A 20,136-nucleotide genomic window follows, 5' to 3' on the forward strand; every position below is an offset into this window, starting at 1 on the left:
TACGGTCGGAACGAATGTTCAGTCGATGACCGCGGTTTCTTTTCGTTCGGTGATGGGTAGGGCCAGTTCCTGCTCGTCACAGACCCGCTGAAGCTTGTCCAGCGTTGCGTCCAGCCCTGCGCCGAGCCGCTTGCCGGGGGTGAAGGTGGCCGGTAGGTTTCGCATGCCCTGGATGACACCGATGGTCTCGTAGTGCACGGTGCCCTCGGGGTCGCAGACGTAGTCCGGCATCCGGTCGAGGACCGCGGTCAGCATCGACTTGAATACCGTCCGCGCGACGTTGGAGCCGATGCATCGATGTACGCCCAGGCCAAAGCTGAAGTGCCGGTTGCCTTTACGGTCCATGACGATCTGGTTCGGATCGTGGAAGACCGATGGATCACGGTTGGCCATCGCCCACGAGATCCACAGCCGTTCGCCCTCTTTGAACTGTGTCCCCTCGAGTTCGACGTCATCGGAGAAGGTGCGACCGTCGCCGGGCGCCGGTGTGTAGTACCGCAGGAATTCCTCGGTGGCAGAGTCGAGCAGGGTATCGCGCTCGCGGCTGAGCCGTTCGCGTTCGTCGGGATGCTGGGAGAGCCATTCCATCGAATGTGCGGTCAGGGCCGTGGTGGTGTCGAACCCGCCGCCGATCACCAGTCCGAGATTGCCCATGATCTCGAGGTCGGGCGCGGGCTCGCCGTCGATCCGTAATTGGATGAGCCCGTTGACGATCCCCGGCCGTGGGTTCTCCTTCATCTCGACCATGTTGGTCAAAAGATCCAGGCCCATCTGGCGATGCATGGCGACGATCTTGTCGATGTCTGGGGAGTGTTCCGGGGTGTAGACCGAGGCATGCACCGGTTCGCTGTAGATGGCCCAGTTCCTCAGCGGGATGCCCAGCATTGCCAGCGTCAGCACGGCGGGCACGATGTTGGCGAGGTCGTCGACGAAGTCGATGTGGCCATTTTCGATCTTCTCGTCCAGGCAGGCCCGGGTCACGTCGTCGATGAAGGGCACCCAGCGTTTCACCGCCGCCGGAGACAGGTACGGGTTCAGTACGGTGCGGTAGACGCGGTGTTCGGGCTCGTCCATTTCCAGGATGCCGCCGCGGACACCGCTGGCGCGCTTGGCCTTCGGGATCGAAATACCCTGGTATCCGCGGCGTTCGCCGTTGATGTCGTGGTCGTTGGACACAACCGGGCAGCGAGCGAGTTCGAACACCGCATTGCTGCCGCCGGCGACCCAGTGGCCGTCGTAGGTGTCGGTCCACGCGACCGGGCATTTGTCGTGAATCTCTTCGGTGATCTTCTCGAACTGCATGCGGTACTCGGGCGTGTGCCGGTCGAAGTGGTAGCGATTCTTCTTGCGGTCGCGGTCGCGGTCGACGCTCACGATGTGCTCTCCGCTGAATTGTCTGATGCCGACCCGCTGCGCCCGGCTTCGCCGCGTTGGCGATCGCCATGAAGAAGGATGGCTTGTTCAGGGCAGGAATGCGCCGCTTCCCGCACGGCGTCTTCCTGTTCTGCCGAAACGTCTTCCGACGCGGCCGATGCGTGACCTTCGATGTCGTCGAGTACAAATGAATCCGGCGCGATCATCGAGCACAGCGTGTGGCCCTGGCAGCGATCTGCATCAACCCGAACTCTCATTGGCTTCCCTTTGGTCTGCTACCGAAATTCATTCGACGGCTAAGTGTTTCGACCGCCGTTGACGCCCAGAATCTGGCCGGTGATGTAGCCCGCTTCCTCGGACACCAGAAACGCGCAGGCGGCTGCGATGTCCTCGGGCTTACCTATCCGGCGGACCGGCGTTGCCGCAATGGTCTTTTCGATGTCGCCCAAGTTGCCGCGCTGTTCCGCGCTGCGCAGCATCGGGGTGTCGATGAAACCCGGCGGCACGGCGTTGACTGTGATGCCGTTCGGCCCGTACTCGAGGGCCAGTGACTTGGTCAATCCGTTGACCGCGGATTTGGCGGCGACGTAATGCGACATGAAGGGCGCGCCGGAGTGCGTGCTGGACGACGAGATGTTGACGATCCGTCCCCATTCGGCGTCGAGCATGTCGGGCAGCACGGCCTGGATCATATGAAAGACACCATTGAGGTTGACGTCGATCAGCCGCTGCCAGTCGGCGAACTCGATGTGCGCGAAACGCTTGAACCCATCGAGCCCGGCGGCGTTGACCAGAACAGTGATCGGCCCCAGTTCCTTGCGAATGCCCGAGAGCGCGGCGTCAATTTGCATGCGGTCGGTGACATCCGCGATGAACGCCGATCGGGTATCGGACGGATTGAGGTCGATGGTCGCGACCCGGTATCCGTCTTTGCGGAGTCGCTCCGCGACGGCCAAGCCGATTCCGGAGCCACCGCCGGTGACAACAGCCGTTCTCATTGAGTCACCGGACCCGGACCGGATGGCACACAAAGAATCTCCTTTTCGAATATGAGAACCTTACTCTCACGAAGTGGCCGCTCGCAAGACAGCTCAGAAACCACCCTTGTGCTGCGACGACATTATAAATATCGCCCGCCGGAACCAGCCGCGAGTATGCCAGTCTCGTTTCTCGCGTTCAGTTGAATTCCGGTATCCGGAATGTAAGATTCGCCCCGGATGAGAATGCAATTATCCACGTGTTGAGGAGAACGAATGCCCTTGCAAGATGAGGCCGTCGCCACTGTGGGTGGTAGCCCATCGACCAGTGGTGGGTCGCAGCCGGCGGGGTCGGCGTGACGAGGCCGCTGGACGGCATCCGTGTCCTCGAGGTCGCGATGTACGGGTTCGTTCCCTCCGCGGGCGCGGTGCTGGCCGAGTGGGGCGCCGACGTCGTCAAGGTCGAGCACGCAGTGACCGGGGACCCGCAGCGCGGTCTGCGGCAGACCGGCATGCTGCGGGTCGAGGGCGATCCCAACCCGAACATCGAGCACGCCAACCGGTGCAAGCGAAGCGTCGGTCTCGACATGTCGGTGCCCGCGGGCAAAGAGGTTCTCTACGAGTTGGCCCGTCGCTCGGACGTCTTCTTGACCAGTTTCCTGCCCGGGCACCGCGCGAAGTTCGGCATCGATGTCGACGACATCCGCGCGGTCAACCCGACGATCATCTATGCCCGCGGCAGCGCCCTGGGTCCGCGCGGCGCGGAGTCAGAAAAGGGTGGCTACGACATGACGGCGTTCTGGTGCCGGGCCGGAACCGCGGCCACTATCACTCCACCCGGAACCGAAGGAATGGTCGGTCCGCCCGGACCCGCCTACGGCGACACCATCTCCGGAACCAACCTCGCCGGTGGCATCGCGGCGGCCCTGCTCAAGCGCGAGCGCACGGGTGAACCCTCGGTCGTCGACGTCTCATTGCTTGGCAGCGGGCTGTGGTCGATGGGGCATACCGTGGCGTTGACCGTGCATCTCAACCAGCGCATGGAGGCCTTCCCGCCCGGCGTGCACGGCTCTCCGATCAATCCGCTGGTCGGCCTGTACGCGACATCGGACGGCCGCTACATCTCGTTCGTGATGATGCAGGCCAGTAAGTTCTGGGCCGACGTCTGCCACCACATCGACCAACCCGAATTGGCCGATGATCCACGGTTCGACGGCGACGAGAAGATCGCCGCCAACACCGCTGAGGCGGTCCAGATTCTCAGCAAGGCCATCGCGAGCCGGACCCTGGCGGAATGGAGTGAACGTTTCGCAACACTCGCCGGACCGTGGGCGCCAGTTCAGGACACCCTACAGGCGGCCGGCGATGCTCAAGTCCGGGCCAATGAATACGTAGTACAGGCGGGCGACCTCGAACTGGTCGCGAACCCGGTGCAGTTCGACGTTGCCGCGCCGGTCTCGGGACCGGCACCCAGGTTCGCCGAGCAGACCAACGAAATCTTGCAGGAGCTCGGTTTGGACTGGGACCGCATCATCGAGCTCAAAACTATCGGTGCCGTCACTTAACTCGGAGGTCTCAGAGTTGTCAGTTTTCACTCCCGCCGCATGTGGCATGGGTCATAATCGCCGGACGCTTCCAGAAGTGGGGTGCGCCCGGCCCGCGTTATTCGGGTGCGCGAACTCGGGGGGACTAGACGGAGGGATTGGCGTGGGGACGGTAGGCACCGATGGCGATTAAGGGTCCGGAACGCTGGTCCACCGGAATTAGCCTGCCGAACGGGCTATCCGGTGCGATGCAGGCTATCGGTGGGCTTTTCGCGATGAGTGCGGACGCGGTCAGGTTTGCATTTCGCAGACCGTTTCAAACTCGAGAGTTCTTCGAGCAGGCTTGGTTCGTCGCGCGCGTAGCTTTGGCTCCGACGCTGTTGGTGGCCATCCCGTTCACGGTGCTCGTCAGCTTCATCCTCAACATCCTGCTGCGCGAGTTGGGCGCCGCGGATCTCAGCGGTGCGGGAGCGGCATTCGGCGCGGTCACCCAACTCGGACCGATCGTGACGGTATTGATCGTGGCTGGTGCCGGCGCGACGGCGATGTGCGCTGATCTCGGCTCGCGCACCATTCGCGAAGAGATCGATGCCTTAGAGGTGCTGGGCATCAACCCGGTTCAGCGTCTCGTGACGCCGCGGATGCTTGCGGCCGGATTGGTCGCCTTACTGCTCAACAGTCTGGTCGTCATCATCGGAATCGTTGGCGGCTACGTGTTCTCGGTGTTCGTGCAGGACGTCAACCCCGGCGCATTCGCCGCGGGCATCACGCTGTTGACCGGTGTGCCCGAGGTGATCATCTCGTGTGTCAAGGCCGCGCTGTTCGGTCTCATCGCCGGTCTGGTGGCGTGTTACCGCGGACTGACCATCTCCGGTGGGGGCGCAAAGGCGGTGGGCAACGCAGTGAACGAAACCGTGGTGTACGCCTTCATGGCGCTGTTCGTTGTCAACGTGGTGGTCACCGCTGTCGGCATCCGATTCTCGGCGAAGTGATGGGAACGATGCCGTGACGGTTAAGACGCTGAGAGCTACCTATCCCCGGGCGTCCCGGGCATTCGGGGTGTGGCGTAGACCCGTCGGTACCCTCAATTCCATCGGCGACCACACCGTGTTCTACGGCAAGGCATTGGCCGGTATACCCTTCGCCTTGACTCGCTACCGGCGAGAGATCATCCGTCTGATCGCCGAAATCAGCATGGGCGCAGGGACATTGGCGATGATCGGCGGAACCGTCGTCATCGTCGGCTTCTTGACGCTGGCCGCAGGTGGCACGCTCGCGGTTCAGGGCTACAGCTCGCTGGGCAATATCGGTATCGAAGCTCTCACCGGGTTCCTGGCAGCGTTCATCAACGTCCGCATCTTGGCACCGGTCGTTGCAGGCATCGGCTTGGCGGCCACCTTTGGTGCGGGCGTGACCGCCCAACTGGGCGCCATGCGGATCAGCGAGGAGATCGATGCCCTGGAGGCGATGGCGATCCGGCCGATCTCGTACCTGGTCAGCACGAGGATCGTAGCCGGCATGATGGCGATCACCCCGCTGTACAGCATTGCCGTCATATTGTCTTTCCTGGCAAGCCAATTCACCACCGTGGTGCTATTCGGGCAGTCGGGTGGCCTGTACAACCACTACTTCGAGACCTTCCTGAACCCGATCGACTTGTTGTGGTCATTGGTGCAGGCCGTCTTGATGGCGCTCTCCGTCCTCTTGCTGCACACCTACTACGGGTATTTCGCGTCGGGCGGACCAGAGGGCGTGGGAGTCGCAACCGGCAATGCGGTACGTAGCTCGCTGATTGTTGTGATCTCGGTAACGCTGCTCATTTCACTGTCGATCTACGGCTCAAATGGAAATTTCAACCTTTCGGGATAGGGAACACATCCAATGCCTTACAACGGGATACGTGCGCTGACGGGTCTGGTGACCGTCGCTGTCATCGCCGCGGTCGTTGCCGTCGCCGTGGGCTTGTTCCAGGGCAGCTTCACCGACAGCGTGCCGTTGACCGTGCTGTCTCCGCGGGCGGGTCTGGTGATGAACCCGGACGCGAAAGTGAAGATGCACGGCGTCCAGGTCGGCAAGGTCAACTCGATCGAGTCGCGGCCCGATGGTCAAGCCGTCCTGCGGTTGGCGATGTATCCGTCCGAGATGCACTTGATCCCGGCCAATGTGCGCGTCGACCTCACGTCGCCAACAGTGTTCGGCGCCAAGTCCGTCGAGCTGGTGCCCCCGGCGGAACCGTCAGCGCAATCCCTGCACGCCGGGCAGGTGCTCGATAGTGAACATGTCACCGTCGAGGTCAACACGGTGTTCAAGCAGCTGACGGCGGTGCTGGGCACGCTCGACCCCGCAAAACTCAACGAAACGCTCGGGGCTGTCTCGCAATCACTCAGCGGGCGGGGCGAAAAGATCGGCCAGGCGTTCAGCGACCTCGACTCATTCCTGAAAAAGTTCGAGCCGGCTCTTCCCGCGCTGAGCCACGACGTCGCGATGTCGGCGCCGGTGTTCCACGCCTACGGCGACGCGTCGGCGGATCTGGTGAAAACCCTTGGTAACGCTGTGAATATCAGTAAGTCGATCGTCGACGAGCAACGCAACCTCGACGCACTACTGATCAGCGCGATCGGTTTGGCCGACGTCGGCAACGACGTCCTGGGCGCCAACCGGAAGGGGTTGACGGATGCCTTCCATGTGCTGGCGCCGACTACCGATCTACTCAACGAGTACGCCCCGGCGCTGCAGTGCCTCCTCGCTGGTGACGCGGTGTTGGCGTCGGGGCCGGTATTGCCCGAACCAAGCATCGCGATCTCGGCGAGTCTCACGTTCGGCGCCGAACGCTATCGGTACCCGGCCAACCTGCCCAGGGTTGCAGCGACGGGCGGCCCGCGCTGCATGGGTCTTCCCCACCGCCCCTTCAACAGCGCGGCGAAGGTTCTCATCGCAGATACCGGTGCCAACCCCGTGGTTTATGGGAATCCGCAATTGCTGCTCAACTTTGACGGCCTCAAACAGCTGTTGTACGGGCCGATTGACGGGCCACCGCGCAATCCTATCCAGGTTGGACAACAGGGATGAGGGGCTCACTGGGCCCGACGCTGGTCAAGTTCGGTGTCTTTGCCATCGTGATGTCGGTGCTGACGTTGTTTTTGTTCTTCACCTTCGGCCAGTACCGCACCGGTGCGGTCACCGGATATTCGGCGCGCTTCAACGACGCCTCACGTCTCAAGGCCGGAGATTCAGTGCGGGTCGCCGGCATCCGGGTGGGCACCGTCAATGGTGTTGCCCTGCAACCGGACAAGAAAGTTGTCGTGAAATTCGACGCAGACCGCGCGGTCGCGCTCACCGACGGCACCAAGGCCGCGGTCCGTTACCTCAACCTGGTCGGTGATCGCTACCTCGAGCTGGTCGACGGGCCGGGCTCGGCCAGGCGGCTGCCGGCCGGGGGCCAGATCAACGTCAGTCACACCGCGCCGGCCCTTGACCTCGATCTGCTGCTGGGCGGACTGAAACCCCTCATTCGCGGCCTGAATCCGCGAGATGTCAATGCGCTCTCGTCAGCGCTGTTGGAGGTATTCCAGGGTGAGGGTGGCACCCTGCAATCGCTGCTGAACAAGTCGACGTCATTTACGAACACGCTGGCAGACAACGATCAAACCATCGAGCATCTGATCGACAACCTCAACACCGTGGCGGCAACCTTGAAAAAGGACGGCGGCCAATTCTCCGGGGCAATCGATCGCCTCCAGAGGCTGGTGACGGGACTTGCGGACGACCGCGACACTTTCGGTCCCGCCATCGACTCCTTGAGCACCGGTACCGTGTCGTTGGCAGACCTATTAGGCAAGGCAAGGAAACCGCTGTCGGCCACCGTAGACCAGCTCTCTCGGCTGGCCCCAAACCTCGATGACGACAAGGACCGCCTCGATGCCGCGCTTCAGAAGGCGCCCAAGAACTATCGCAAGCTGGTCCGGCTCGGCGTCTTCGGCGCCACCATCCCCTACTTCCTCTGCCAAGTCACGCTCCGTGGCACCGATTTGTCCGGCAAGACCGTGATAGCTCCCTTCTTCAGGTCCGATGCTCAGCGCTGCGAGGAACCGGAACCGGAGGATCACTGATGCTGAAATACAGCGGAACCGGGCTGATCAAAGCCGGATTCATCGGCGCCGTCCTGATCGGGATGCTCATCCTGGTAGGCCTGTCGCCCGATCGGATTGTGTCGCTGGCGACCGACGTCCGCTACCAGGCGACGTTTTCCGAGGCCGGCGGCCTTGCCGTCGGCAACGCTGTGACGGTGTCGGGAATCAAAGTCGGCACGGTGTCGGATGTGTCGTTGCACAACGGCGACGCGTTGGTCACGTTCACGATGAAAGGCAGCGTTCCGCTCGGCAAGGACACCAGCGCGCACATTCGCACCGGCACTCTGCTGGGTGAACGCGTGCTGACCCTGGAGTCGTCCGGCGTCGGAACGATGCATCCGCTGGATGTCATCCCGATTTCCCGCACCTCGTCGCCGTATTCGCTCACGGAGGCGGTCAGTGACTTCACGGCCTACGCCGACCAGACGAACACCGCGACCTTGAACCAGTCACTGGACACATTGTCCGCGACGCTCAACCAGATCGCCCCCCAGTTAGGACCTACCTTCGACGCGGTCAGCCGGTTCTCGCAGAGCCTCAACGCCCGCAACGTGAGCCTGGCCGATCTGTTCAAGAGTGCCAGCGCCGTCACCGGCATCCTGTCCGAACGCAGCCAACAGGTCAACAAGCTCATTCTCAACTCCGATGACCTGCTGCAGGTCTTGGCGGGGCGGCGGAACGAGATCGTTCAACTGCTGGCGGCCACGTCGGAGGTGTCCAAGCAGTTGTCCGGATTGGTGCATGACAACGAAAGTAAGTTGGCGCCGGCGCTGCAGAAGCTCAATTCGGTGACCTCGGTGCTGGAAAAGAACCGCGACAACGTCGAGAAAGCATTACCCGGCCTCGCGAAATTCCAGATCACGGTGGGTGAGGCCATCTCGAGTATGTACGCCTACTCGGCCTTCGTCCCGAACTTCCTTGTCCCGCAACTCTTCCAGCCCTTCCTGGATTACCTCTGGGGATTCCGCACCTTCGACACCACTAAGGGTCCGGGCTTCCCGTCGACGGTGCCGCGGGCGCTGATCCCCTTCCCCTACAACGGTGCTCCGCCGTGTCCTGGCTGTACGTTGGGTGGACGGATTGGGGGACCGCAATGATTGCCAGCATCTCCCGGCTTCCTCGAAACCGACTCACGACCGTCGCCGCAGTAGTCCTGGTAGTGCTTCTCGTCGCCGGTGCGGCCTTCGTGGTCCGACAGCTCTTTTTCGGTCCGAAGACCATCACCGCTTATTTCACTTCGGCCACTGCGATCTATCCCGGTGACGAGGTCCGGGTCTCGGGTGTCAAAGTCGGCACTATCAAATCCATTGAGGCCCAAGGTACGAAGGCGAAGATGACCTTGCACGTCGACCACGACGTGCCTGTTCCGGCGGACGCCAAAGCGGTTATCGTCACCCAGAACTTGGTGGCCGCCCGGTACGTCGAGCTGACTCCCTCCTACCGGACCAGTGGCCCGGTGATGGCTGACGGCGCGGAGATACCGGTCGACCACACCGCCGTTCCGGTGGAGTGGGACGAGGTGAAATCCCAATTGATGCGGCTGGCAACGGATTTGGGACCGAACGCCAAGGTGTCGACTCCGTCCATATCGCGGTTCATCGACAGCGCCGCCAACGCGCTAGATGGTGGTAACGGCGAAAAGTTGCGTCAGACGCTGACCCAACTGTCCGGGGTGGCGCGGACCATCGCGAACGGCAGCGGTGACATCGTCGACATCATCGAGAACCTGCAGGTCTTCGTCACCGCCCTGCGCGACAGCAACATTCAGATGGTGCAGTTCAACAACCGGTTGGCCACGCTCACCAGCGTGGTCAATGACAACAAATCCGATCTGGACGCGGCACTGACCGACTTGTCGAGCGCGGTGGGCGAGGTGCAGCGATTCATCGCCGGGACTCGCGACGAGGCGAGTGAGCAGATCGACCGATTGGGTAAGGCCATCCAGCCTCTCGTCGATCAGCACATGGCTTTCGAGAACATCCTGCATGGCGCACCGACCGCGCTGAGCAACTTCTTCAACGACTACAATGCCGACACCGGAACGATCGTGGGCGGGTTCGGGATCATGAACTTCGCCAACCCCGTGCAGTCGGGTCTGATCGCTCCGATACCGATCCCCGGGTGCGGACAAGTCGAAGCGGTCGAGAACGTCACGGCAACCGAATCGGGCAAGCTGTGCGCACTGTTCCTCGGCCCCGGTCTGCGGGTGCTGAACTTCAACAGCCTGCCAATCCCGGTCAATCCGTTCATTCAGAAGTCGGTCGATCCGGGCAACGTCGAGTACACCGAACCGCGCCTGGAACCTGGCGGCACGGGCCCGAAGCCCGGAGCTCCGGAGATCCCGCCCGCCGTGTCGGCCTACACCGGGCTCAACGGTGACTCGGTGGTACCCGGGCCGGCGCCGTCGGTGCCGCTGCCCCGGATACCGGGCGCGGCGATGCCGGAGCCGCCACCGCCGTCGACAGTCGAGCTCCCGCCGCCGAGTCTGCCGGGCATGCTGCTGCCGGCCGAAGCGGGGCACCCGTGACCGCCCGGATCGCCCTGCGGCGAGTGCTCGTCATCGGATGTTGCGTGCTGCTCTTGAGCACCGGTTGCGCCTTCCACGGCCTCAACTCGCTGCCATTGCCCGGGGCAGTCGGGCGCGGTCCCGATGCCGACAACTATCACGTCGAACTAGCGAATGTCATTACCATGGAGTCGAATTCGCCAGTGCTGATCGATGACGTCGTGGTTGGCAGTGTAGGACCGATGACGGTGAAAGACTGGCACGCAGACGTTCAGATCTCGGTCAAGCACAATCTTGTCGTCCCCGCGAACGTGGAAGCCAGCATCGGTCAAACCAGCCTATTGGGGTCGATGCACTTGGAGCTCAATCCGCCACTTGGGCAGCCCGGTGTGGGCCGGCTACGCCCGGGCGCCACCATCCCGCTGCGTCGATCGTCGACGTATCCCTCGACCGAGCAAACCCTGTCATCGCTGTCGCTCGTCGTCAACGGCGGGGGACTCGGGCAGATCGGGGAGATCATCCACAATTTCAGCGCCGCACTGTCCGGACGTGGTGGCGCTCTTCGCGATTTGATCAATCGCTTCGACACTTTCGTGGGCACACTCGACCAACAACGCGACGACATCGTCGCGACCATCCAAGGGCTGGACCAGATCGGCGGCGCCTTCGCGGCCCAGCATGACGTCATCACCCAGGCGCTGCGCAAGCTACCGCCCGCGCTCGATGTGCTGATCCAGGAGCGGCCACGCCTGACAGCCGCTCTGGACGGCCTGCGCAAGTTCAGCAACACCGCTAACGGGCTGATCAACGACACTCAGGCCGACTTGGTCAGAAATCTGAACAATCTTGCGCCGACGGTCAAAGGACTCGCCGACGTCGGACCGGACATTGACACGGCGCTCGCGGCGTTGACCGTGTTCCCCTTCACCCAGAACTTCGTCGACCGCGCCGTCCGGGGCGACTACTTCAACCTGCACACCCAATTGGACCTTTCGATTCCGCGGCTCAAGCGGGGCCTGTTCCTCGGAACCCATTTCGGACAACTCGGGGAACAGCAGATACCCGGGCCGGGGGATCCGCCGTACCTGCTGTACACCCGTGATCCATTGCACGGCGGCTTCGGGCCGCCACCCGGTCGCGAAGCGCCTTCGGATGGCGTACCACCGGCAGGGCCCCAGGCGCCGCCACCGCCCGGCCCCGCTCAGCCGAATCTCCAGTTCAGCGCTCCGCTGCCGGGACCGGCCGCACCCCCAGGGTTTGGTCCGCTGCCCGGACCCGCGGCCGCACCGCCACCGGGGCCAGTCGCGCCGAATGTCGCACCGCCACCGGGGATTCCGCCGAGCGAGGGGAGCAGGTAGATGCTGACGCGCTTCGTCCGGATCCAGTTACTGATCTTCTCGATCATCGGGATCATCGGCCTGATCGCCATGGCCCTCTTCTACATCCAGGCACCAGTGCTGCTCGGGATCGGTCGGATGACTGTCACGCTCGAGCTGCCGGCGACCGGTGGTCTGTACCGGTTCTCCAATGTGACCTACCGCGGAGTGCAGGTCGGCAAGGTCACCGCGGTGTCGCTCACCGCGAAGGGTGCCAAAGCGACGCTGTCGCTTGGTACTTCACCCAAGATCCCGGCGAACCTGCAAGCTGACGTGCTCAGCGTGTCCGCGGTGGGCGAGCAGTATGTGGACTTGCGACCACGCACCGACGCAGGGCCATATCTACATGACGGCTCGGTTATTGCTCTACACGACACCACGATTCCGCAAGCGGTCGGGCCCATGCTCGACCAGGTGAACGCCTTGGTGAAGAGCCTTCCCAAGAACAAGATCGGTCAACTACTCGACGAGTCCTTCCAGGCCTTCAACGGGGCCGGATACGATCTGGGATCGTTGTCCGACGCGACGTCGCGAATCTCCGCAGACTCCAACAGGATTGTCGACCGGACGCGTGCCCTCACCGAAGACTCACAGCCGCTGCTGAACGCGCAGGCGCAGACGACGGACTCGATCCGGACATGGGCGCGCAGCCTGGCCGGGATTTCGGATGTGCTGGCCAACGATGATTCCCGGGTCCGCACGATTTTGGAAACGGGTCCCGGGGCGTTGGACGAGGCGTCGCGGCTCTTCCAGCAGATCAAGCCGACCTTGCCGGTGTTGCTCGCCAACCTGACCACGATCGGCCAGATCCTCGTCACCTACCACCCCTCGCTTGAACAGCTGCTGGTGCTGCTGCCGGCGTCGGTTGCGTACGAGCAAACGGCGTCGCCTTCGAACTGGCCCGACGGCCAGGCCAGGGGTGACTTCGCGCTCACGATTGACGATCCGCCCATCTGCACGGTCGGCTTCTTGCCGCAAAGCCAGTGGCGATCCCCGTCCGACACGAGCGATATCGACACTCCGGATGGGTTGTACTGCAAACTGCCGCAGGATTCGCCGCTCGCGGTTCGCGGCGCCCGCAACTATCCGTGCATAGGGCATCCCGGAAAGCGCGCGCCCACCGTCGAAATCTGCAACAGCGACAAGCCGTTCATGCCGTTGGCGATGCGCCAGCATGTGCTCGGCCCGTCCCCGTTGGATCCCAGCTTGCTGTCGCAAGGCGTACCGCCCGACGACCGGGTCACCGCCGACAAGAGAATTTTCGGTCCGGTCGAGGGCACACCGCTGCCGCTGGGCGCTGTTCCGCGCGGAACACCTGCGGGGCCGCGGGGAGCGACGCCGCCACCGGGCACGCTGGGTGCGGCGGCACCGCCGGCGCCGTCGTCGGCGAACATGTCGACTCAGGCGGGGGATTTTCCGTCGATAGCACCACTCGACGTTGCGGCTCCGCCGGCCGTGCACCGGCCGCCTGCGCCTCCGAAGCCACCGGCCGTGATCGACGGAGGCCGGCCGCAGGCGGCCCCAAGTTCGTTCAGCGACAAGGCAACTACGCCGATCCCCTCGGTCGCGGTCGTCACGTACGACCCGCGTACCGGTCGTTATCTCACTCCGGACGGGAAACTGTACGAGCAGTCTGATCTGGCGACGTCAACGGCGCCCAAGAAGTGGCAAGACCTGCTTCCGACCTAAACGACGTCTGTGATCGATCGACCGCCGGTCAGCCGATCTTGTCCAGCCGCATCGGCAGCTCGATGGAGAGCCAGTGGTTCTGCCCGCAGGCACCGCTCGGGCCGATCGTCTTGTTCTTGCCGGACATCACCGGCGATCCGAGTTTCAAGCCACCGCTACCGTCGGGATCAACGGGATAGAACGAGAAAGTCTGCTTTCCGGTGAACGCGGTGCCGTCTTCGCACCGCTCCCAGTTCGGTATTTCATGTTTGGCGTACCACAAGGTTCCGTCCCGCAGGTACAAGCGGGTGGTCCAGCCCTCGTCGCTTTTCAGCGTGCCGTCGCATGCCTGGTAGCTGGTGCATGTGGAGTTCAGTGTCCAGGTTTGGACAGTCGTCGGCTCGCCGTTGAACTGGTCGTTGATCTTGGCCCAGTTGCCGATCGATGTGACGCGGTACGTCCCGTTGAGCGCGATCTCTTCCTTCGTATAGGCCCGCGCAGTGAATGCCGGACCGACAAAGCCAACTGCACTGGCAGCCAACAGCATTGCTGTGGCGACCGTTCCACGTGGTCGCATCGTCTACTCCTCGACGCGCTCAATCCGACCTTGTCGGCACCGGTAGTGGCGTTCTCGCCTGCCGAGAATAACACCGGCAGGTTCGACCTGATATGGCTTCGAATAGAAAGACGCGAGCGGTTATGCCACCGGATCCAATTTCGAGATCAACCACGAACCGCGGACCTTCGTGAGCGTTATCCGCACGCTGCTCGGAGTGATCAGCGGTTGCGGCTTGTCCTTGCCTGTCGTGGCCTCATTGAGGAACGCCAGCACGACGGCCGAGTTCGGCCCCAGTTCGGACACGGCCGCCCTCACCACCGTGGCGGTTTGCGCCAGGTGCTTCTGCTGGACGGTCGGTATAACGATCTCCTTGGTGAATTTGTCGTAGTAGGCGAGAAAGTCGCCGGTGAGATGTGATCTCGCTCTCGAGAAGTCGCCATCCATGTTCTCGCTGGAGTAGGACAGCGCCGCAACTGCGCCATCCGAGGCGGCTCGGATCGCCCGCTGGGCCGCCGCGTCATCGATCTGTCGATCCGGACGGTGTTGAACAACGAATAGGCACGCAGCGAGTCCCAACGCGGCGATGACGGATGCCGTCAAAAGAATTGAACGCCAGTGCACGAGAAGACGGGAGGTGGCGATCTCTGCCTCGTCGAGCGGCGACTCTGACTCGGAATTCATTGGACGAAATCAAGTTTCGATATTTTGAGCCGATCGCCATCGCGATCGATATTGACACTGAGCCGCCAGAAGACCGATGGTCGTACCGACTTGTCCGAATTGAGGGTGTCGGATTTCGCGACGACCAGGACGACTGCCGAATTGCCTGCCATCGATTCGACCGCGACATCCTGCACGGTGGCCTTCGTGGTCACCTGCGCTTCCTGCGCATTCTTGAGCATGTAGCTCGATGTCGCCTCCAGTTGGCTCTTCAGCGCTCCCGTCGCGTCGTCGATGGTGTGCTGGATGTTCTCTCTGGCGTGCGCGGGGTCGATCGACATCAGTGTCGCGACTTCCTCCCGGGCAGCAGCGGCAAATTCCGCCGCGTGCTGCCGCTGCTGCACAAGGGTGCGGTGCTGCCACACGAAGTACCCGCTCGCCGCCAGTGAGGCGCAGATGAGCAAGACCGCGGTGCCAACGCCCACCACTGTGCGGGTGGGACGGCGGAGCCGCCATGGCCACCGGCGCCTCAATCGCGAGGCGGGCGGCTTAGCCCCGGGCGCGTCAGCGTCTTCGCTCGAACTGGCCTCGGCCGCCCGGCGCAATGCGGCCGCGCGTGCCCGCGCGGCCTCGGCGCGCTCCTCGGCACGAACGAGCTCTTCTTCTGCCGCCGCGAGCGGATCTGGCGCTTCGGTGGTCGATGGGTCGGCGTCGGAATCCGTCACTGGTCCCGGTCAATCGCCAGCTCAAGCGCACACCGACGCACGGCTCGTTCCGGGCTACCCACGGAGGTTACGCTATCACCCCAAAGTCGCTGGCCGAGTGGCCTGTGGAGGCGCGCAAATCCCTGCGCTGAGCCCTGTAGATGATCTTCTCCGAAGAACAGAATTTTCTTATCCCACATGCAAAAATATTGCCGTGCGTATCGTCGTGGCGATGGTAGCCGCGCTGATTGGAATCGGCGCGTTGATGCCGCCGACGGCTGCCGCGGGACCGACCGTCTGTGATTACCCGGCGTGTACCCCGGGCATCGCTCCGAACATGGTTCTGGGCGCGCCCTGTGACAGCACGACTTACTACGCCTTCGGGGTATCCGGCGGTTATGTTCCCGCCACCCCACCCGGACGGCTGATGTTCTGCGGCTCGCCCAGGCGATACCAGCCGAGATGGTTCCGCTCACCGCCGATGGCGGGCATCAAAGAAGAGAACGCCGACTGCCACCTATTTTTGAACTACGTCGCGCAGGCGCCCGATGGACTGTTCCTGATCTGCATTGCGCAGGAGGGTCACTCATTCTGGACCCGCGCCGATACGTAAGGCGTTGCGCAACAACGGCGTTAAACCACTACTCCTACCGGTGCAGGAATCCGTGCAGGATTGCTTGGACGAGTTCATCGACGATGGCTTGTCTCGGTGGGGGCGTTGTTCCGAAGTAGGTGGAACGCAATGCGGCCATGCCCGCAATCATGGCGACTGTCGAGTGGGCTGGTAGGTCGGGGTTGCTGGTGCGCATGCCGCGAATCTGCATGCCCTCCGCGCCGATCCGGCTGAGCAGGTTCAGCGCTCGTCTGATGTCGGCGATACCGGTCTCGGCGAGTTCATCTTCGCTGAGTGTCTGCGCCGCCATCAGCGTCAAGAGCAGGCCTTGGTGTTCGACGAAGACGTCGTAGAGGTGGCCGACGAAGCGATGTGTGAGCTCTTCCTCGTCGGTCTCTTCGTGAACGACGGAGTTCCAGGTGTTGCCGAAGTCGTCGACGAATTCGGTGAACGGCAGGACCAGGGCTTCGCGGAACAGTCCCGCTTTGGAGCCGAAGTTGCGAAAAAGCAGGTGCTCGGTAACGCCTGCGGCCTCGGCGATTTCACGCGTCGTCGTACTTCGGTAGTCCTGGCGGGCGAACAGGTCGCGGGCGGCGGCGAGCAGAAGTTTCCGCGGTGCTCCCCGCGGCCGGCGTGACCCCGGGGTTGGGGCCTCGGCCTCGGCGGAAATCTTTGCGGATGAGCGCTGGGGCACGGTTGCACACTACTCAAACCGCGATTGGTGGTTGACTGTTTATAGGATAGTCGCCACTATCTAAAGAATCGATTCCTCGAGGGAGAGGTTCTGGGCGTGGGGGCTGTCATCATGCTGGGCACGTTATTTGGACTGATTGCTCTGGCGTTCGGGCTTGTGCTCCGTTTCGACCCGGAAGCGCGCCGCACTCCGAGCAGAGACGGCCGTTCATGAGCCCGAAAATAACGCCCCTGCTGGCGGGGCAGATGTACTTTGCTTATGTCTCGGGGATTGCGTTCATTCTCATCGGCATCTACTTGAGCTATCGCCGCCGTCGTCTGCATCCACTGCTGCTGCTGAGCATCTCGGCGCTGTCGTTCTCGTGGATCGAGTCACCTTACGACTGGGCGATGTACGCCCAATTCCCGCCCGGTCTGCCGCGGATGCCGTCCTGGTGGCCGCTCAACGTGACGTGGGGTGGTCTGCCATCGGCGGTACCCATCGGCTACGTCTCCTACTTCGTGCTGCCGGCGCTGATCGGGGCTGCGCTCGGACGACGGTTGAGCGCAAAGTTCCACTGGCGCAGGCCAATTACTCTGCTGATGGTCGGTCTCGCGGTGGGCTTCAGCTGGGCGTTCGTGTTCAACGCGATCACCGGCGCCCAGTTCGGCAACTTCTACTACGGCTACGTGATTCCGGGGCTGGCCATCTTCGAGGGAACCAAGCACCAGTATCCGCTGTATGACTCGCTGGCGATGGGCATCGAGATGATGGTCTTCACCTACCTGCTCGGCCGCACCGACGCCGACGGTCGCAACGTCATCGAGATGTGGGCCGACAGCAAGGCGGAAACCCGCGTGCAATCGGCGGTGCTGTCGGTCGTCGCCGTCATCGTCGTCGGGCACCTGGTCTACGGCTCGGTGTTTGCGCCCCACCTGATCACGAAACAGGGCGGCTGGGTGACCGCGGGGCCCACCGAACAACTCTTCCCGGGAATACCCAACCAGCCCCGCTAGCAGCAGAAGGCAGATCTTGAGTAATTCGACAACTGAGCTGTACTACGACCCGTTCGACCACGCCATCGACGACGACCCCTATCCGGTGTGGAAGCGGATGCGTGCCGAGGCGCCGCTGTATTACAACGACAAACACAACTTCTACGCGCTCAGTCGCTACGACGATGTCTCACCCGCACTGCATGATTGGCAGACCTACCGCTCGGGGCACGGCACCACCGCTGACGTCCTGTTCAGCGGCATCGACATACCGCCCGGCATCTTGCTGTGGGAGGACCCCCCGCTACACGACCTGCACCGCCGTTTGTTGTCTCGGGTATTCACCCCCCGCCGCATGTTGGCGGTCGAGGGGTTGGTGCGTGACTTGTGTTCGCGCGCATTGGATCCGCTTCGTGACCGCGACGGGTTCGACTTCGTCGCCGATCTTGGCGCGATCATGCCCATGCAGACGATCGGCTACCTGCTCGGTATTCCCGAAGAGGGGCAACAACAAATCCGCGATCGCAATGACAAAAGCATCACGGTCGAATCCGGGGGAAGTCTGCTCAGCGCGACGACGCTCGAGGAGTCGATCGGACAGTTCGCCGACTACATCGAGTGGAGATCGACGCATCCGTCCGACGACCTGATGACCGAGCTGCTCAACGCCCACGTCGAAGAGCCCGACGGAACGATGCGACCCCTCGAACGCGGTGAAGTCATCGCCTACACCGCGATGATTGCCGGCGCGGGCGGCGAGACCACCGCGCGACTGATCGGATTCATGGGTGAGCTGCTGGGTGAAAACCCACGCCAGAGAAGAGAATTGGTCGCCGACCCGGGGCTGATCCCATCGGCGGTCGAGGAGACGCTGCGTTACGAGCCGCCGTCACCGGTGCAGGGGCGTTACGTCGCCCAGGACACCGCGCTCTACGGGCAGACCGTGACCGAGGGATCGTACATGCTCCTGCTCAACGCCTCGGCCAATCGTGACAAGTCACATTTTGCCGAACCCGACCGCTTTGACATCCACCGCAAGGCGGGGCATCTGAGCTTCGGCCAAGGTCTGCATTTCTGTCTCGGGTCCTCGCTGGCCCGGCTGGAGGCGCGTGTCGCGTTCGAAGAGGTGTTCAAGCGATGGACCGACTGGGACGTCGACTACGAGAACGCCAGCAGGGCTAGAACTTCCAGCGTCCGGGGCTGGGCCCGGCTGCCAGTCAAAACAGCATAGAGGAGGAAGCAATGACCGCAGGCAAGTACCGTGTGGTGGTGTGGGCGACCGGAGGGATCGGGTCGATCGCCATCCGCACCATCATTAACCGCCCCGACCTGGAATTGGTCGGGGTTTGGGTGCATTCCGACGACAAGGTGGGCAAGGACGCCGGCGAACTCGCCAACGGCGATCCGATCGGCATCACGGCCACCAACGACGCCGATGCGCTGATCGCCCTGAAGCCCGACTGCGTGGTCTACGCGGCCGCCGGACCCGAACGCGACGCGCTGGCGATTCCCGATTACGTGAAGCTGCTCGAAGCGGGCCTCAATGTCGTCACCACCAGCACCACCCGCCTGGTGAACCCGCACGCATACGAGCCCGCGGAATGGCGCGAACAACTCGTCGCCGCAGCCAAACAGGGACAGTCGTCGCTCTTTGCCTCGGGTATCGAACCCGGCTTCGCCGCCGACTATCTGCCGCTAGTGCTGTCGACGCAATCGTCCTCGATCGAGTCGATCCACTCCTACGAGATCGGGTTGTACGACGACTACGGCGTCCCCGACATCATGATCAACGGGCTGGGCTTCGGTCAGCCGCTGGACTTCCAGCCCTGGATCTCCTTTCCCGGAGCCATAGCCGGCGAGTGGGCCGGCCAACTGAGATTGATCGGCGACGCCTTCGGTGTCGAGGTCGAGGAAGTACGCGAGGAATTCGACCGCGCTGTGACCAACGAAACCCTGCACGTGGCAATGGGAACCGTCGAGGTGGGCACGTGCGGCGGGATCCGGATGAAGGCCATCGGCGTCGTCGACGGGCGGGAGGCCATTATCGTCGAGCACGTCACGCGACTGGCGCACAGCGTCGCTCCGGACTGGCCGCGCGGAATCGGCGACCTGTCCTACCGCGTGGTGATCACTGGCTCTCCCGACATCGACTGCACGCTGGCGGCAACCCTGCGCGACCCCGGACGAGCCGGTATCGGATCGATGACCTCGGGTGCAGGCGCGATGGTGGCCACCGCGATGCGTGTCGTCAACGCCGTCCCCTATGTCGTCGATGCCGCACCGGGACTTTTGAGCGCGGTCGACCTGCCGCTGACCATTCCCAAGAATGTCATTGCCACGCAGCAAGTTTGAGCCGA

19 protein-coding genes and 1 pseudogene are annotated in these 20,136 nt (G+C 63.0%); 13 read left to right on the plus strand and 7 right to left on the minus strand.

Annotated features, from left to right (window positions below; genetic code table 11):
• Positions 1-18 precede the first annotated feature (18 nt).
• The 3 genes and pseudogenes from ACQY5A_RS12440 to ACQY5A_RS12450 all read right to left on the minus strand — a co-directional run bounded on the left by ACQY5A_RS12440 (position 19) and on the right by ACQY5A_RS12450 (position 2,372).
• On the minus strand, positions 19-1,374 hold the full coding sequence (locus ACQY5A_RS12440; RefSeq protein WP_428340670.1) for a cytochrome P450: 1,356 nt from the start codon (positions 1,372-1,374) through the stop codon (positions 19-21).
• Between the two features lie 71 nt (positions 1,375-1,445).
• Positions 1,446-1,631 (minus strand): annotated as a pseudogene (locus tag ACQY5A_RS12445) (ferredoxin); the annotation flags it as partial.
• 39 nt (positions 1,632-1,670) lie between these two features.
• Positions 1,671-2,372, minus strand: a complete 702-nt coding sequence (locus ACQY5A_RS12450) for an SDR family NAD(P)-dependent oxidoreductase (RefSeq protein ID WP_428340671.1) — start codon at positions 2,370-2,372, stop codon at positions 1,671-1,673.
• 335 nt (positions 2,373-2,707) lie between these two features.
• Between ACQY5A_RS12450 and ACQY5A_RS12455 the strand changes: the two genes are divergently transcribed.
• The 9 genes from ACQY5A_RS12455 (at position 2,708) to ACQY5A_RS12495 (ending at position 13,596) form a co-directional block, all read left to right on the plus strand.
• Entirely contained in the window at positions 2,708-3,916 is a 1,209-nt protein-coding gene (locus ACQY5A_RS12455) for a CaiB/BaiF CoA transferase family protein (RefSeq protein ID WP_428340672.1), read from the plus strand.
• 161 nt (positions 3,917-4,077) lie between these two features.
• Positions 4,078-4,887, plus strand: a complete 810-nt coding sequence (locus tag ACQY5A_RS12460; RefSeq protein WP_428340673.1) for an MlaE family ABC transporter permease — start codon at positions 4,078-4,080, stop codon at positions 4,885-4,887.
• A 13-nt stretch (positions 4,888-4,900) separates the two neighbouring features.
• Positions 4,901-5,764 carry an MlaE family ABC transporter permease gene (locus ACQY5A_RS12465; protein ID WP_428340674.1) on the plus strand — a complete coding sequence of 288 codons (864 nt, stop codon included), beginning with the start codon at positions 4,901-4,903 and terminating at the stop codon, positions 5,762-5,764.
• 12 nt (positions 5,765-5,776) lie between these two features.
• Positions 5,777-6,964 carry an MCE family protein gene (locus tag ACQY5A_RS12470; protein ID WP_428340675.1) on the plus strand — a complete coding sequence of 396 codons (1,188 nt, stop codon included), beginning with the start codon at positions 5,777-5,779 and terminating at the stop codon, positions 6,962-6,964.
• Positions 6,961-8,004, plus strand: a complete 1,044-nt coding sequence (locus ACQY5A_RS12475) for an MCE family protein (protein WP_428340676.1) — start codon at positions 6,961-6,963, stop codon at positions 8,002-8,004. The genes ACQY5A_RS12470 and ACQY5A_RS12475 overlap by 4 nt, the downstream gene beginning before the upstream one ends.
• Positions 8,004-9,122 (plus strand): MCE family protein, encoded by a 1,119-nt coding sequence (locus tag ACQY5A_RS12480; protein WP_428340677.1) that lies wholly within the window; start codon positions 8,004-8,006, stop codon positions 9,120-9,122. Before ACQY5A_RS12475 ends, ACQY5A_RS12480 begins: the two co-directional genes overlap by 1 nt.
• The gene (locus ACQY5A_RS12485; protein WP_428341491.1) at positions 9,119-10,552 is read left to right on the plus strand and encodes an MCE family protein; all 1,434 of its coding nucleotides are present in this window, start codon (positions 9,119-9,121) and stop codon (positions 10,550-10,552) included. Before ACQY5A_RS12480 ends, ACQY5A_RS12485 begins: the two co-directional genes overlap by 4 nt.
• Positions 10,549-11,889, plus strand: coding sequence for an MCE family protein (locus tag ACQY5A_RS12490; RefSeq protein WP_428340678.1), 1,341 nt, complete (start codon positions 10,549-10,551; stop codon positions 11,887-11,889). Before ACQY5A_RS12485 ends, ACQY5A_RS12490 begins: the two co-directional genes overlap by 4 nt.
• On the plus strand, positions 11,890-13,596 hold the full coding sequence (locus tag ACQY5A_RS12495; protein WP_428340679.1) for an MCE family protein: 1,707 nt from the start codon (positions 11,890-11,892) through the stop codon (positions 13,594-13,596). It begins immediately after the preceding gene.
• A 28-nt stretch (positions 13,597-13,624) separates the two neighbouring features.
• On the opposite strand, the gene ACQY5A_RS12500 is transcribed toward ACQY5A_RS12495, so the two are convergent.
• The 3 genes from ACQY5A_RS12500 to ACQY5A_RS12510 all read right to left on the minus strand — a co-directional run bounded on the left by ACQY5A_RS12500 (position 13,625) and on the right by ACQY5A_RS12510 (position 15,279).
• Complete coding sequence (locus tag ACQY5A_RS12500) at positions 13,625-14,152, minus strand: hypothetical protein (RefSeq protein WP_428340680.1); 528 nt, start codon at positions 14,150-14,152, stop codon at positions 13,625-13,627.
• Between the two features lie 120 nt (positions 14,153-14,272).
• The gene (locus ACQY5A_RS12505; RefSeq protein WP_428340681.1) at positions 14,273-14,815 is read right to left on the minus strand and encodes a twin-arginine translocation pathway signal; all 543 of its coding nucleotides are present in this window, start codon (positions 14,813-14,815) and stop codon (positions 14,273-14,275) included.
• Positions 14,812-15,279, minus strand: a complete 468-nt coding sequence (locus tag ACQY5A_RS12510; protein WP_428340682.1) for a hypothetical protein — start codon at positions 15,277-15,279, stop codon at positions 14,812-14,814. The genes ACQY5A_RS12505 and ACQY5A_RS12510 overlap by 4 nt, the downstream gene beginning before the upstream one ends.
• Before the next feature lie 451 nt (positions 15,280-15,730).
• Between ACQY5A_RS12510 and ACQY5A_RS12515 the strand changes: the two genes are divergently transcribed.
• Positions 15,731-16,111, plus strand: coding sequence for a hypothetical protein (locus ACQY5A_RS12515; protein WP_428341492.1), 381 nt, complete (start codon positions 15,731-15,733; stop codon positions 16,109-16,111).
• 34 nt (positions 16,112-16,145) lie between these two features.
• Here ACQY5A_RS12515 and ACQY5A_RS12520 read toward each other — a convergent pair whose 3' ends face one another.
• Entirely contained in the window at positions 16,146-16,805 is a 660-nt protein-coding gene (locus ACQY5A_RS12520) for a TetR/AcrR family transcriptional regulator (RefSeq protein WP_428340683.1), read from the minus strand.
• A 209-nt stretch (positions 16,806-17,014) separates the two neighbouring features.
• On the opposite strand from ACQY5A_RS12520, the gene ACQY5A_RS12525 reads away from it, so the two are divergent.
• Genes ACQY5A_RS12525 through ACQY5A_RS12535 form a run of 3 tightly spaced genes read left to right on the plus strand, consistent with a single transcriptional unit; the run spans position 17,015 to position 20,131 of the window.
• Positions 17,015-17,800, plus strand: a complete 786-nt coding sequence (locus tag ACQY5A_RS12525; protein WP_428340684.1) for a spirocyclase AveC family protein — start codon at positions 17,015-17,017, stop codon at positions 17,798-17,800.
• Between the two features lie 16 nt (positions 17,801-17,816).
• Positions 17,817-19,010 (plus strand): cytochrome P450, encoded by a 1,194-nt coding sequence (locus tag ACQY5A_RS12530; RefSeq protein WP_428340685.1) that lies wholly within the window; start codon positions 17,817-17,819, stop codon positions 19,008-19,010.
• Positions 19,011-19,021: 11 nt separating this feature from the next.
• Positions 19,022-20,131: an NAD(P)H-dependent amine dehydrogenase family protein gene (locus tag ACQY5A_RS12535; protein WP_428340686.1), complete on the plus strand. Its 1,110-nt coding sequence runs from the start codon at positions 19,022-19,024 to the stop codon at positions 20,129-20,131.
• Positions 20,132-20,136: the final 5 nt, after the last annotated feature.

The sequence above is a fragment of the Mycobacterium sp. genome, from assembly GCF_965277065.1.
Lineage (GTDB): Bacteria > Actinomycetota > Actinomycetes > Mycobacteriales > Mycobacteriaceae > Mycobacterium.